Consider the following 14,380-nt stretch of genomic DNA (forward strand, 5'->3'; position numbering starts at 1 on the left):
ATAATCTCTAGTCCAATTCGTGTGGTTTCAGATTCATTTAAGCTACCCGGCCTAATATGGCCTTAAGAACTTAGATGAAGAGGTGAGCTTCACATGATGAAGATTGATGAGAAACCAACCCGGAAAGAACCACATAAAAGGCCGATCTCTCCAAGAAAGCGCAGATGGCTTATCATCACACTTGTCATCGTGCTTGCGGTAGGTGGAATCCTATACAGCCTGGCTGACCGTTACCTGATAAGGCATGTGCAGGTAGTTGTAGCAGATGAGAACACAGGAACGCCAATAACAGGCAACACCAATGATTCCAACAATACTTCGACCACCACAACTGAAGTGAGTGTAACGTCAGATGATTGGAATTATTCGAGTGATGATATGAAAGTCAGTATTGAAAAGGTACAGACTGGTTCAGGCTCGGATCAGATTACGTATTATGTCGCTGATGTTCAGCTAACGGATGCAAGCAGCCTGCGAACTGCGCTGGCGGACAACAGCTTTGGAACGAACATTACCGAAAATACGTCAGAGATTGCTGCTGCCAATAATGCGATCTTTGCCATTAACGGTGATTATTACGGATTCCGCGACGATGGTGTCATTATCCGAAATGGAACGTTGTACCGGGACAGCCCAACGCGGGATGCACTTGCCCTGTTCAACGATGGTACGATGAAAACATATAACGAGAACGAGATTACTTCCTCGGAATTGCTGGCCGAAGGTGCAACCAACACACTATCTTTTGGGCCAATTCTGATTCAGGATGGCGAGATCGTCAGTGATTTTAGCAGTGTAAAAATCGATAACAACTTCGGTAACCGCTCCATCCAGGATACCAATCCAAGAACAGCGATCGGCATGATTGCTCCGAATCATTACGTCTTTGTGGTGGTGGACGGACGGCAGGACAACAGCCGTGGCATGACCTTGGCAGAACTGGCTGATGTCATGAAAGGTCTGGGAGCAACCGAAGCCTACAACTTGGACGGCGGGGGTTCATCCACGATGTATTTTATGGGCAGAGTTGTCAATAATCCGCTGGGGCGTAATCAGGAACGTGGCGTAAGTGACATTTTATATCTGACGGAGGGACAAGGATCATGACGATATTAATTCCATCATATGAACCAGATGTGCGTTTACTGAATCTCGTTTTGCAACTGCAAACCTTTAAACTTGGACCCATTGTGATTGTGGATGATGGCAGTGGCCCCGGTTACCGTGGAATTTTTGAAACGGCAGAAGCGTATGGCTGTACGGTCCTGACACATCCCGTCAATCTGGGTAAGGGCAGGGCCTTGAAGACTGGCTTTCAGTATATTAAGGAGTATGGACCTCAGGGCGGTATAGTGTGCGCAGATAGTGACGGACAGCATCTGCCACATGATATTAAGCGTATCTTCGAAGTGCTACTCGCACAAAGCACACCAGGAATTGTACTCGGCAGCCGTCGCTTCAGTGGTAAAATTCCAGCACGTAGCCGGTTTGGCAATACAGTCACAAGGGCGGTCTTTTCCCTCACAACAGGTACCAAAGTATATGACACGCAGACCGGTCTACGCGGTTTTCCCTACTCCATGCTGGACTGGCTGAACCAGATTCCCGGGGATCGGTTTGAATATGAGATGAACATGTTGTTAACGGCACACAAGGAAGGGTATGAGATTACGGAGGAGTTTATTGATACGGTGTATCTGGATCACAATGAGTCCTCCCATTTCCGCCCACTGGTAGATTCGTTCCGGATCTATATGCCAATCCTGATGTTCAGCACATCTTCGGTGCTATCGGCACTGATTGATTTTGGATTACTGTTCGTTATTCAGTATTTCACGCATAATCTGTTTCTGTCGGTTGTTGCAGCAAGACTGTGCAGCTCCATCTTCAACTATACGATTAATCGGAAGTACGTGTTCTCCGCAGGGCGAACCTCTAAGGTTCGGCAGTCTTTGCCCAAATATTTCTCACTTGTCCTACTGGTGCTGTTATTAAACTACACTTTATTGTATTTTTATAATGAAAAACTAATAATCCCGCTGCTCGCAGCTAAGCTGCTGACCGAGGTATCCATCTTTGTATTCAGCTATTGGGCACAGCGCAGATTTGTCTATTAACTTTGAAGAGAGAGTAAGCCTATGGCTTGCTCTTTTTTGGTTGAAACGGTTTCATATGTACCCTGAAATAGGTTACGATGGAGTGGGAAATAAGGAGCCTTATTTTATGTGAAATGGATGTGGGCTGATGTTGAATCGTGTGCGCAAGGACTTGCGTTATTACCTTCAGGAGCATCAGGATCGGAAAAACCGCATTTTGCATTACTTCGCGTTTTTGTCGGCGTTTGTGGCATGGATTTTTTTGTTTATTGATATCAAAGTCACGCTCCTACTCGCTGTAACCCATTACGCTTTATCCTGGATGGGGCACTTCTATTATGAAGGCAATAAACCCGCAGCTTTTCGTTATCCTCATAATTGTAAATATTCTTTAGTTGAACTTATATAAAATAAATATGGGAGGATGATTATGTATCTTCGAAGTGTGGAACTCCTGTCGGCCAAGATCGAGAATCGGAACCAATATCCTTTTGACATCCCCGCGATCCGGTCCTTGGAACGATTGGAGCTCACGAATAACGTTACTTTTTTTGTAGGTGAAAATGGTTCAGGGAAATCTACGCTGCTCGAAGGCATCGCTCATCAATGTGGATTCAATACCGCAGGGGGCGGCAGGAATAATACCTATGAGACACATGCTTCAGAATCCTCGCTCGGGAATTATCTCAGGCTGGCCTGGTTGCCCAAAATAACGAATGGCTTCTTCATGCGCTCAGAATCATTCTATCAATTCGCATCACATGTCGATGAGATGCCGGCATCGCTTCAATATTATGGCGGGCGTTCATTACATGAACAATCACATGGAGAGTCTTTTCTCAGTCTGTTCGTCAATCGCTTCAGTTCCAAAGGCATCTATCTGCTTGATGAGCCCGAAGCCGCTTTATCTCCAGCTAGGCAGCTCTCCTTATTGCGTATCCTTCATGATCTGTCGGGCACTTCACAATTCATTATTGCGACCCACTCACCCATTTTGCTGGGATATCCGGGGGCAGAGATTTTAAGTTTTGACGATAGCCATATTCAAGAGGTAGCCTACGAGGAGACCGATCATTATCAGATTACTCGCAGCTTTCTGGAGAACCGCGACCGGATGCTGAATGAATTATTTAAAGATTAAGTTCTCAGTTTAACAAGGGAAGTTACTCAACCATGCGGCGTGAAATTTATTTATGAGGAGAGATTGGATGAAAGTAGGTTTGCTGATTGTTGATATGCAAGAGAGTATTGTGCGGAAAAAGATGGATCAGACTTCGATAGACCATGCCTGTGAGTACATTAACCATGTGGCTAATGTGCTGCGCTCGAATGATCATACGGTCGTTCACGTGCAGGATGTGGAGGGCATGGAGGAGGCAGCGTCAGATGAGTATCGCATCATTCCCGAGGTGGATGTGAATGAGAAGGATCTCACCGTTACCAAGGAAGCCTCCAATGCCTTCTGGCAAACTGACTTGGAGCAGGTGTTGAAGAGTCATGGAATTGAATTGGTGATCATCGCCGGGTTTGCCGCAGAGGAATGTGTTCTATTCACCTACAACGGAGCGATGGAGCGAGGTTTCCGGCCGGTGATGTTGCAAAATGGAATTCTTAGCACCCATCCCGAAGCGGTGGCTTCAATGTACAGAGATCGCAATGTGATCTCATATCCTGTGGTTGATTATCTATATAAGTTCAACTAAAGAGGTTTACACTGAGCACTCCAATGACAGAACAACCTTCCGATCGCTGTTATCCCCAGATTTTTTTGATTCCCTTTTTAAAGGGGGAAATCCGGTGCTAAAGGCGAACGCTCCGCTTCTTCAGGTTATTTCTGTCCTCTCCGTTTTTATGTAAAAAGTTTAGTTGAACCTATATAATTCGATAATTATTAGCTAAGTGCTAATGGATATCTGGTGAAAAATAAAGACAAGACCAATAATCGGACTCTTTAGGGAGTCTTTTTTTGTCCAAATGTTCATGTCCACTGTGAAAGTAAGGTTACTCCATGGTTTAAACCAAACTTTGCCTATATCTGCTGTGGTTGAAAGAATATATTGAGAACAGGGCACAGCAAACTCGTTGTGGAGATCGGTAATGTCATGTATGGACCACTAGCCAACTCATTAACTAAGGGAGATGTGCAATGAAGATGAATGTACAAATTACGAGTATTTTGGCAGAACAAAAGGAATTGTTCCTCAACCTGTACAACTTGTACTTATATGATCTGTCCGAATTTTCTGGCGAGGATCTACTAGAAGAGGGGAAATATGATCCAACGAACACCTATCTATATCTGGAACGCGATGAATTACATCCGTTTTTGATTCAGTATGAAGGAAAGGTTATTGGATTCGTACTGGTCTGCTCACCTCCATATGTGCCGGAAGGTGTGGATTATACCGTGCAAGAGCTGTTCTTGGTCAAAAAATATCGCGGACAGGGGCTGGCAGCACAAACGGTTGACTTGGTTTTTGCTCAATTTGAGGGTACATTCAAAGTAGAACAGCTCGCTAACAATGCGACAGCAGTTTCATTCTGGAAAAAATATTATGAGCAACATCAGATTGAATACACTGAGTCTGAATATAACATTGAGATTGACAATATCGCTGGCAGTCACCGGATTTTGTCTCAGACTTTTGTGCGTGAAAGAGAGAAATAATATTTAAATTAGAAGGTGATTAGTTTGTTCATTATCGTAGCAACCAAGGGGAGTTTGAAGTGGATTTCAGGTGTATTTCAGGCAGAAGATGTAGCTAGACAGTACATGGATCTCATACCTGATGAGCTTAAGGCATACCAGAAATTCATTCAGATAGAAAACCTCACATATCCATTTTATATTATAGAGCGTCAGGATTCTCCATTTAGGTATCTTGGTAAAGATGAAGTGATTTCACTTTTTGATAAAACAGATGTGTCAGAGGATGAAGATGAGGTGCACTTCAATATTTACACGATTGATTCAGATTATAGATCGAACAAACCTGGAACAGATTATATGGGAGCACTGAGGCATGATCATGTGACCAATGAATCTATAGAGATGTACCGAGAAGAAGGAACAGCGTTTCTGAGTAGACGAAGGATTTTATGAATGTGAGAATTGAGGAAACTAGTGATTCAGCATTTTAGTTTACTACCTAATTTAATAAACGAGGATACCTATGGATACGACAACGAGGTGTCCTTTTTTTTGTTATATTTCAGTTCTGATGTGATAGGGAGGAGTAGAAAAAATGTATACTGTATGCACCGAAAGTTGGGCTCTAAACTCTTTAACAGACTGGGTTTTGTAGCCATATTTCATGGTCAGTATTTTATGTATACTATTGCTGATCTTTGTGATAAGTTGAGCGAGTAAGATCCAGTAATCATACTATGAGTGAGAGGACTAATATCATGAATTGTGCTAAAAAGCTTGTGACCACTCTATTGATTACAGTTATGTTGTTTTCATCGTTTAATGTAGTATTGGGTGCCGCCGAATCTTCGGCATCAGACATCGAGGGAAACTGGGCAGAAAGCCAAATTACGAAATGGATCGACAAAGGTTTTATTCATGGTTATGAAGATGGCAGCTTTAAACCGAACAATACCATAACAAGAGCAGAGTTTTTCTCATTGGTTAATCGTTCATATGGATTTACTGAAACAGCATCTGTATCCTTCAAGGATGTTACTTCATCTAACTGGGCATATGCTGAGGTTTCCAAGGCTGTAAAAGCTGGATACATAAAGGGTTATAGGGACGGTACAATCGGTGCCAATAAACCCATTACTAGACAAGAAGTTGCAGTTATTATCAATGATCTTCTGGATCTATCGAATGAAGCTAGTACTGGAAATCACTTTACGGATTCCAATATGATAGCCTTATGGGCTAAAAATTCGGTAGATGCTATAGTGGCTAAAGGGATTTTACAGGGCTACGATAATAACTTCAATCCGAATAAACCGATCACTCGTGCTGAAGCAGTCGTTGCGCTGGATCGTTCAGTGAATGCAAGAGCAACGGATTACAGCTTAGCTGGAACATATGGCCCTGAGGCGGGGACGCAGACCATTGATGGGGATGTGCTCATTAGCACGGCTGGGGTTACATTGAAGAATATGATCATCAAAGGAAACCTATTATTTAGTGAAGGTATCCAAGAAGGAGATGTACACCTTACGAATGTTACGATTAAAGGTGTGACACGGGTAGAGGGTGGGGGCGTTAGTACCATCTATTTAAAAAATACCGTAACATCTACCCTTATTGTTGATAAGAAAAAAGGACCCGTTCTCATTATTGTAGAAGGTTCAACGACAGTTGGAGAAGTAACCATTCACTCCCCTGCTACGCTACAAGAAACGGATATTACGGGGAATGGCTTCGGCAAGATTACATTATCCGAGCGGTTACCTGCGGGTTCAAAAGTAGGTTTGAAAGGAACATTTGATTCCTTAATCATTAAAGGCAGTGGGGTTCAGGTGGATATTCCTGAAGGCCGTATTAAGGACGTTATCGTAGCAGTTACAGCAACGGGGACGACTCTTAACTTAGGCACGGATGCAACGATTGTAAACCTTTTCTTAGATGCAGTCGCTAAAATTCTAGGCACGGGTACTATTGAAAAGGTGACGCTGAGTTCCGTTGCTAAAGGTGGTACGACTTTTGAAACTACAATTCGACTGTTGGATAAAGTCATAAATACAGTGACTCCAGCTACTCCAACTGCTCCTGTGACTTCACCTTCCACTGGAGGAACGGATACAACCGCTCCTACTCTGTCCAATGTAACGAGTGGTCATATTGCAGGTGGAGATCCTGTGGTGGGTAGAAGCAATGAAAATGGGTATCTGTATTTGGTTCCTTCCGCAACACCAAAAACAATCACTAGTCTAAACCAATCTGTTGCAGGGTTGTTTGGCAAGAAGCAGTCGGTGACAGCAAACGTAGATACGACAATGAGTACAGCGGGTTTAGTGTCAGGTACGTATGTCTTATATGCCGTTGATCTCGCGAACAATATATCGATGGCTTCGGCAGAGATCATTATTGGTACAAATCAGTTAACCGTTTCGGCTCCAGTACTCTCAACCGAGAAAATGTACGATGGAACGTCTTCGGCTACAGTAATAGCAGATTCACTAACCGGGGTTGCTGCTGGAGACCATGTAACCGTAAGTGCAGCAGCCACCTACAATGATGCAATAATAGGCACAGGTAAAACAATCACTGTAGTTTATACGTTAGGCGGAGCAGATGCAGCCAAGTATATTGCGCCTTCAAACTATACAACCCAGACAGGGGCCATTACAGCCGCACAGTTGACGATCGGGGAGCCGATGTTGACTGTTATTGAGAAGACAGATGGAGATTCATCGGTAGTCGTATCTTCAGGTTCCTTAGTTGGGGTTGTTCCAGGTGAGGATGTGACCGTGAGTGCAGATGCGGTATATGATACAACTTCCCGGCCTAATTCGGCGCTTGTAACTGTGGCTTACACAATAGCTGGTACGGATAGTGGCAAATATATTGCTCCAGCTAATAATACGAACTACACTGTTTATGTACAATTTAGTGTGGATACGGGAACGATTATAGATTTGATCACCACTTCCAAAGTGTATGATGGAACCTTAGCAACAACTGCACTAGCGGGTTCTAGAGTAGGATCTTGTGGAGAAAATAAACAAGGTATTTGTCCTGGGGATGACGTAACGGTAAGTGCTTCAGGAGTCTATGATAATGAAAATGTAGGAACAAATAAAAAGATAACCGTATCGTATATTTTATCTGGTAATGATGGAACAAACTATACTGCACCAGATGAAATTGCAGTGAATGGTGTAATAACTAGAAAGCAATTGATGATCTCGTCTCCGACATTAATACTCTCCAAAGTGTATGACGGAACTCTTATTGCAAATGTAACACCAGGTGCATTATCTAACATTATCCCTGGGGATGACGTACAGGTAATCGCCGTAGCCACTTACAACAATGCAGCTGTAGGAACCAATAAAGTAATAACGATTAATTACACTCTTACAGGAAATGATGCAGGAAATTATGTTGCCCCAGCAATGCAGATAGTTGGTACAGGGGAGATTACTGCTACACCGTGATGTTTATGTTTGAAGACCATTTTCATTAGTGACTTTTCTGATGAAAGTGTAGAAGCAAATAGAGTCTCCACTGTCGAATAAGACTGTGGAGGCTTTTTGATTTTTAGATTCAAAACAACTTCGCATTTACCAATACATGGGTTATGATGAATTAAGAGGATTGAATGAAAGTGAGCGTGTAAAGGGGACAAATGTAGGCATGCCAAAGCATCATTTTGTTATTGAAAACAAATCGCAAGTAGACGGGAATATTCATACCTCCTACTCATGGGATTCACAAGGGAGAATACATGGAAGTGGATTAACCACAAAGAATCATGCGACCTTGGAAGACGAATTCATTGCGTACATCTATGATTCCCTTTGCTGGTTGGATACATGGAATCCATCTACGTGTATGAGATGTAGTGGACTGAACAACTATGGAATAACCGTGATTAAAGAGCAGGATGTTTTGTTGAAGTTTCATCAACTGCTTCAGGCCTGGATTGATCTATTCAGCCATGCGGCGGATCCGATTGTTCTGACAGGGAGTTACTGTTTTGATGGAGAAGAACGGAAGGGCTACTACGAGAAACTCGTGTACAACAAAGTTGAATTAATCAACGAATTACATAAGCTTGCGAACATGGCAAAGTATGCTGAGATAAATGGGAAAAGCATTGTGCATTTTGGGATATGAAATTTAACTCTTTTAAGACCAATTGACTAAAGAAAGGAGTTTTTACATTGCCTTGGCCGATGGTACATTTTGCAATTGCATCCGAATTGATATCCGAGCCATCCCCTGAATTGTTATTGGGAAGCCTTGCTCCTGATTCGATCCATGTAAGAACTAATCTTCGTACAGAAAAGGCAAGAACCCACCTCATGCCAGAGGCAGGAAGATTCGCAACAGACGAAGAACTTAAAGGATTTTTTGAATCCAACAAGAAGTTAGCTTATAGTGATCCCAAATTCCTGCAATATCTGTGCGGTTACATCGCCCATATCTATACGGATCGCGCGTGGACATTCGATATCTATCCTGCATATGAAGTCCATCCCAACGGAAGAAGTGTGTATACACAGGATGTCACAAAGCTGGAGTTTATGATTTTACGGAATTGGAATAGGGCCAACGATTGGTTAAATGAGCTGAATGTGGGAAGAGCATTTGATTTAGGCGGATTGCTGGAATCTGAGGTGTACCAGTATAGAGAAGAGAAACTTGAGTTTTTAGTTAACCCTGACAACGAACCTTTGGGTGATTTAAATATGTTATCCATGGAAGCTATGGAAGAGTTCATACATAAAACGGCGTTAGCGCTAAAAGAATTGTATACAAGTTGGAATGTGTATGAAGATTTACGCAGCAATGAAGGCACTGCACAAATGCGTTTGTGAGTTGCATCCCAAGATTAATGAGATTATTTTAGCTGTAAATGAAGGGAATATTGCGGCACAGCGGTTATATCTGAAAATGGGTTTCCAATTATTCTGCTTCACAGAATTGCATAAAGGAGGATGACTATGGACATCGTTATGACGCTTGAACCGCACGGATGGCTGGATATCCTGGTTCAACCTGATCAGGGAGAACAGATTGAGATTCCGGTTTCTTTTTTGTCGGATGCGGTGGATGAGATAACACGTCAATTCGTTGCATTGCACAAAGGAGCCACGGAGGTAACCATGACCATGCAGACCGAACCTGGAGAATATCGCTTCTGGATCAAGAAACGTTCGCAGGTAATCGTTCAATTCATGATGTATGAGATGAGTGATAACTTTAGCACGGAAGCCGTTACAGAGGGGCGATTGCTTATGTCTGAGGAGTTATCCTTGGTCAAGTTGACTAAGCTATTTTACAGAGAATTAAGCAAATTGAAGGAAATGGGACTGGAGGAATATCACAAACGGTGGAGTTTTGAGTTTCCCTTGAATGCCTATGAGCGGATAGGCAGGGTCGTCCAGATCCGATGAAATCGAATGTTTTGAGAGAAGGAGAGATTACGTGGCGAACATACATAAGGGAAGATACTCCGCTGAGATTGAGGGAGAATTTGTTGTTTTTATCATCGGAATGAGGATTAATCGTCTGTGGGCTATACACAAATGGTTGCCTGTCTTTAAGTCCATGGGCCCGATGATTAAAGAGCTGTATATGAATCCGGAGACCGGATTTCTGAGTACAGAGTATTTTATAAGCAGGCGTGGGGTGACGCTACTACAATACTGGCGCTCTTACGATGAATTGGAGAAATACGCACGAGGTGGACTACACTTGGAAGCTTGGAAAAAATTCAACCGATCCATTGGTACTGACGGAACAGTAGGGATATATCATGAAACATACAAGGCTCAGTCGGGTTCCTTCGAGACCATATACGCCAACATGCCCAAATTCGGATTAGCTAAAGCTTCTGACCATGTGCCTTCGACAGGGAAAATGGAGACATCCAGACGCAGAATGGGCGGAGAGAATGACCCGGCCGTGGAAGTACCAGAGAATCCTTAAATAGGTAAAAAGAAAGGAGCATGTTATGAAGGCTAAACTTCGACCAGAAGATATATATTCAAAGCAACTGAGCTGGCTGTGTATTGAACCAATGCTTGTATCAGTACGGGGCAGAGATATGGCAGCCAAATCAGAGATATACCGAATGTTACACGAAGGGCAACAAGCTTTATTTCTGTTCTATTCCTATCATAATCACACGAAAAGTCTGGCAGAATTTTATTGGTTTTCGGCATATAACATCATTGAGATCAAAAGCTGGAATGGAATAAAAAATGGGATGCACTTTTTTCATTTAGATGAGATGGTTAATGTACTTGAACAGATTGAAAGTCTCATTACGGACAAAAATAAAGTGGGTGAAGAGTGGCTTGAGGTGCTGGCAACAGATCTGGATAAGGACCCAATCTTGCTTCAGAGAACAGAGGTGTTATATGACACCTATCAGACCGTGGCGCAAGCAGCTATTAAACATATGAATGAGATGATCCTGCAAAATCGGGATATGTATCTGGAGATTGAGTAAGGTTAACGTAGCACCTCCTTATAAAAAGAACTGCTCCCATGGAGTGGTTCTTTTTAGTATCTATGCAGTACCGATGCAACAAACTTGCAAAATCATGCAACAAAACGCAATACAGTGGGATTGCCGTAACTATGCTTGTAATATGAGTTGTGAGAGGAGGGGCAACACATGAAAGTCATTTTTGAAGAGGACACAGCAATTGATAAAAGGGTAGCCAAGGTCATAACCCATCCTGCGGAGAAGTCGAAGTGGGACCGTATTCAGAAGGCAATCTGTGAATCGGAAACTCAATTAACGGTCATCCATGCCAAGAATAATCGCAATATACAGATCCAGTTGAGCTCGGTGGTTGCCTTTGAATCAGAGGATCGGATGTGCTGTGTCCGGGTGATCTCAGGTGAGAGGTACTTGCTTCATAAACGTCTGAAATTTGTAGAAGAGGATCTGGATGACCTTCATTTTGTAAAAATAAATAATCAAACGATCATCAATACGCGGTACATCACCGCATTCTCTGCAACAGACCAAGCTCGAATTAAGGTAGACCTGAGCGATAGCTCCAGTTACTTCGTCAGCCGATTTTATATTAAAAACTTTAGGGGGAAATTATCATGATTACTCAACTTAGAAATTCTTTTTTTCAAGTATTCACTATAATGACGCTATGGATCACACTCTTGGCTACAATATTCTTTGGTGATCTGCCCATTCAGATGTCCTATTTATGGAACATAGCGGGTATTGCTTTTATTGCAGCTTTGTTGTTTGGAATGATGTATAACATACTGTGGAACTATTTTACGTTAAAACCGGTATGGAATATCGTCATTTCTTCCACATTCAATATTGCAGGAGGCATGGCGATGGTATGGTTATTCTCGGTAGACATGTTCCAATTCATCGCTCCCTGGTTCCCCGGCATGTGGTTATTATCTATCGTGCTACACGTCATCGCTTTTTATTTTTATGCTAGAATAGATAGCAGGAAAAAAGCGGAAGAGTTAAATAACATTCTCAAGTAGGTAGGGAGTACACGTATGAACGAGGAAGAACTGTTGCAGTTGTACGGATTGGAACCTGATGAGGTACACCGGGAGGCCATCCGACAGCTGCTTCAGCAAGAGATTGAGAACCGGAAGTCAGAGGATAACGAGGTTCTGAGACTATTGTGCATCATGTTATTCTGTATTGGAAATGTGGAGGACACCACGCTGATCTGGAAAGCCAAACGAAAGAATCAGGATACGGGCAGTTATATTGATGTGCAGTTATTATGTGGTGCGGGACATGAGCAGACTTTATTTTATCTGGAAAATATGGATGGGGAACAGGCGCACAAGGAGTTGCTTTACCTTAAACAGTGCGAGCCGTATGACTTTGTTGATTTCTCCAACGCGGAATGGGTCTCACACTATAAACAATATTATGGTGTTTGATTCGGATTTATAAGGTATGGAAGGAGGGGGACTATGCCAAGTTTGCATGACAACATCATATTAAGTTACGAAGTTGATTTAGAGAACAAAAGAATTAGGATGCGTACTCGTTCAAGTCATGATGTGCCGAAAAATATGGATGTTTTATTCTCTGGTGTAATGGCCCATGCGTTTGATACACCGCTGCATGGCAGCATTATTTTGGATCTGGATGAGTGGGAAATAGAGCATTTTATCCCTTATAATCGAGAGTTGTTAGAGTCAGGGAAGGGTCAAGCTTGGCCTGTCAGTTATGATTCCTATGACGAATTGCAAATCCGGCTGATCGAGGAGAAATACAAGTATATGGTGATCTCATCCTCGTATGGATTGAGTGGTTGGGTTTTGGCAAAGAACGTAGAGATTTCTGTTCAAGAAACGGGGTGAACGGGATGGAGCGTGAATACACACAGCATGGTGGCAAGAAGGGCGCAGGACTAAGAAAGGGCATTGTTGTTCTTGTTGTTCTGCTCGTTATTCTAGTAATGACCAATCCAAACGAAGAAGATTTTGTTGCGTGGCTCGCAAGTGAACATGACATCCATTCTTCGTATGATGTGAATGAAGGCAGGACGTTTACGCAGACGATCGACGGTGAGGAAAAGACGCTTCATTATAAAGGTGGACATATACTGCATATGGGAATCTTTTCAACATATAGTTACCTTTTCTTGGATAATGAAGAAAAAGAGATCCAGATTGAAGCGGTCGGCATAATGAATATGCTATTTAGTAGGTAGCTAGATTGATTGTGGACAGTTACAAAAGTTGAATGAAAGTTCTGCTGATAACCACGCGCTTTGCATGATATAACTCGTGCAGAGAAGCGTGGTTTTTTGCGCGAAATGCTATAGAAACAGAGATGGTTAACTTCGTTTATTCGCAAATTCCACATTATGGGTTATGATGTACCTTGAGAGAGAATTTTACATACATAGGAAGTCTCTATTTTAAATTAAAGGCATTTAAGGTCTTTACGAGGGGAGTATTATCCATGATTGAATGGAGGGCTGACTATGAAAAAGTTAAACGTAGTTTCATTATTATTACTACTTCTGGTGGCCTGTCAGAACCAGGAAAACACTGAAGATGCACAACAATCAATAGATTCCTTGGCTCAAAGTGTCACAGCAAAAGAGACACAACAGGATGAAGAAATATCGACATCCCATGAGAAGGAAGACATCCCACCAGAGTATCTCGATGAAACAAACTATACCGGTGACAAATTGGAAATCGTCAAACTTATGAATGCCCGTATACGTTATTTATACGAAAAGGATGAAATAGCATATATGAGTTTGATTGATCCTGAATCTCCTATATCAGGTATGGGAAGATACAAAGTTCTCAAGGTTACTTCCATGAGCGATATCACTATACAGGAGCAAAGGAAACTCTATCAGGCAGTGGTGATAGTTAATGAGTTAAATGAGAACGACGAAGAGTATAGCAATACGATGGTGTTTTGGAAAAAGAAAGAAGATGGCGATAACGCGCAATGGATTTTTGCAGACATTGATTAAGCACAGTAGAACACTGTCTTGATCATGGAGCTGAAAATTTTATACAACCTAAAGGATGATGTAATGATGGATAGGCGATTAATACTCATTGAAGGATTACCGGGTTCAGGCAAGTCAACGGTTGCCAAAATGGT

20 protein-coding genes are annotated in these 14,380 nt (G+C 42.4%); all 20 read left to right on the forward strand.

The features are described from left to right. Nucleotides 1–93: 93 nt before the first annotated feature. On the forward strand, nt 94–1,107 hold the full coding sequence (locus NSQ20_RS08320) for a phosphodiester glycosidase family protein (RefSeq protein ID WP_340032260.1): 1,014 nt from the start codon (nt 94–96) through the stop codon (nt 1,105–1,107). Continuing rightward, nucleotides 1,104–2,117, forward strand: a complete 1,014-nt coding sequence (locus NSQ20_RS08325; protein ID WP_340032261.1) for a bifunctional glycosyltransferase family 2/GtrA family protein — start codon at nt 1,104–1,106, stop codon at nt 2,115–2,117. Before NSQ20_RS08320 ends, NSQ20_RS08325 begins: the two co-directional genes overlap by 4 nt. 108 nt (nt 2,118–2,225) lie before the next feature. Continuing rightward, nucleotides 2,226–2,369, forward strand: coding sequence for a hypothetical protein (locus NSQ20_RS08330; protein WP_253509539.1), 144 nt, complete (start codon nt 2,226–2,228; stop codon nt 2,367–2,369). Continuing rightward, on the forward strand, nt 2,314–2,505 hold the full coding sequence (locus tag NSQ20_RS08335) for an Mpo1-like protein (RefSeq protein ID WP_340033010.1): 192 nt from the start codon (nt 2,314–2,316) through the stop codon (nt 2,503–2,505). The genes NSQ20_RS08330 and NSQ20_RS08335 overlap by 56 nt, the downstream gene beginning before the upstream one ends. Nucleotides 2,506–2,526: 21 nt before the next feature. After that, the gene (locus NSQ20_RS08340; protein WP_036611058.1) at nt 2,527–3,237 is read left to right on the forward strand and encodes an AAA family ATPase; all 711 of its coding nucleotides are present in this window, start codon (nt 2,527–2,529) and stop codon (nt 3,235–3,237) included. 67 nt (nt 3,238–3,304) lie between these two features. Next, nucleotides 3,305–3,799, forward strand: coding sequence for an isochorismatase family cysteine hydrolase (locus NSQ20_RS08345; protein WP_036610433.1), 495 nt, complete (start codon nt 3,305–3,307; stop codon nt 3,797–3,799). Between the two features lie 443 nt (nt 3,800–4,242). Further along, nucleotides 4,243–4,764 carry a GNAT family N-acetyltransferase gene (locus NSQ20_RS08350; protein ID WP_235200763.1) on the forward strand — a complete coding sequence of 174 codons (522 nt, stop codon included), beginning with the start codon at nt 4,243–4,245 and terminating at the stop codon, nt 4,762–4,764. A 24-nt stretch (nt 4,765–4,788) separates the two neighbouring features. Continuing rightward, complete coding sequence (locus tag NSQ20_RS08355) at nt 4,789–5,199, forward strand: hypothetical protein (RefSeq protein ID WP_340032262.1); 411 nt, start codon at nt 4,789–4,791, stop codon at nt 5,197–5,199. A 305-nt stretch (nt 5,200–5,504) separates the two neighbouring features. Further along, entirely contained in the window at nt 5,505–8,219 is a 2,715-nt protein-coding gene (locus NSQ20_RS08360) for a YDG domain-containing protein (RefSeq protein ID WP_340032263.1), read from the forward strand. Nucleotides 8,220–8,418: 199 nt separating this feature from the next. Then, nucleotides 8,419–8,901, forward strand: coding sequence for a hypothetical protein (locus tag NSQ20_RS08365; protein ID WP_076318226.1), 483 nt, complete (start codon nt 8,419–8,421; stop codon nt 8,899–8,901). A gap of 47 nt (nt 8,902–8,948) precedes the next feature. Further along, nucleotides 8,949–9,605 carry a hypothetical protein gene (locus tag NSQ20_RS08370; RefSeq protein WP_076318227.1) on the forward strand — a complete coding sequence of 219 codons (657 nt, stop codon included), beginning with the start codon at nt 8,949–8,951 and terminating at the stop codon, nt 9,603–9,605. Nucleotides 9,606–9,731: 126 nt separating this feature from the next. Beyond that, complete coding sequence (locus NSQ20_RS08375) at nt 9,732–10,184, forward strand: hypothetical protein (RefSeq protein ID WP_076327141.1); 453 nt, start codon at nt 9,732–9,734, stop codon at nt 10,182–10,184. A gap of 31 nt (nt 10,185–10,215) precedes the next feature. Next, a complete protein-coding gene (locus NSQ20_RS08380; protein WP_076327140.1) occupies nt 10,216–10,719 on the forward strand; it encodes a DUF4188 domain-containing protein in 504 nt (167 codons plus the stop codon). A 25-nt stretch (nt 10,720–10,744) separates the two neighbouring features. Then, nucleotides 10,745–11,245, forward strand: a complete 501-nt coding sequence (locus NSQ20_RS08385; RefSeq protein ID WP_076318230.1) for a hypothetical protein — start codon at nt 10,745–10,747, stop codon at nt 11,243–11,245. 168 nt (nt 11,246–11,413) lie between these two features. Then, on the forward strand, nt 11,414–11,860 hold the full coding sequence (locus tag NSQ20_RS08390) for a LytTR family DNA-binding domain-containing protein (protein ID WP_340032264.1): 447 nt from the start codon (nt 11,414–11,416) through the stop codon (nt 11,858–11,860). Then, complete coding sequence (locus tag NSQ20_RS08395; protein ID WP_282318870.1) at nt 11,857–12,267, forward strand: hypothetical protein; 411 nt, start codon at nt 11,857–11,859, stop codon at nt 12,265–12,267. Before NSQ20_RS08390 ends, NSQ20_RS08395 begins: the two co-directional genes overlap by 4 nt. A gap of 15 nt (nt 12,268–12,282) precedes the next feature. Next, entirely contained in the window at nt 12,283–12,681 is a 399-nt protein-coding gene (locus NSQ20_RS08400; RefSeq protein ID WP_076318232.1) for a hypothetical protein, read from the forward strand. A gap of 33 nt (nt 12,682–12,714) precedes the next feature. Continuing rightward, nucleotides 12,715–13,107 (forward strand): hypothetical protein, encoded by a 393-nt coding sequence (locus NSQ20_RS08405; protein ID WP_036610400.1) that lies wholly within the window; start codon nt 12,715–12,717, stop codon nt 13,105–13,107. Between the two features lie 5 nt (nt 13,108–13,112). Further along, nucleotides 13,113–13,460, forward strand: coding sequence for a hypothetical protein (locus NSQ20_RS08410; protein ID WP_036610397.1), 348 nt, complete (start codon nt 13,113–13,115; stop codon nt 13,458–13,460). 276 nt (nt 13,461–13,736) lie between these two features. After that, a complete protein-coding gene (locus tag NSQ20_RS08415; RefSeq protein WP_036610394.1) occupies nt 13,737–14,246 on the forward strand; it encodes a hypothetical protein in 510 nt (169 codons plus the stop codon). Nucleotides 14,247–14,380 lie beyond the last annotated feature (134 nt).

Origin of the sequence: Paenibacillus sp. FSL K6-1122, from assembly GCF_037977015.1 — a bacterium.
Taxonomy (GTDB): Bacteria; Bacillota; Bacilli; order Paenibacillales; family Paenibacillaceae; genus Paenibacillus; species Paenibacillus amylolyticus.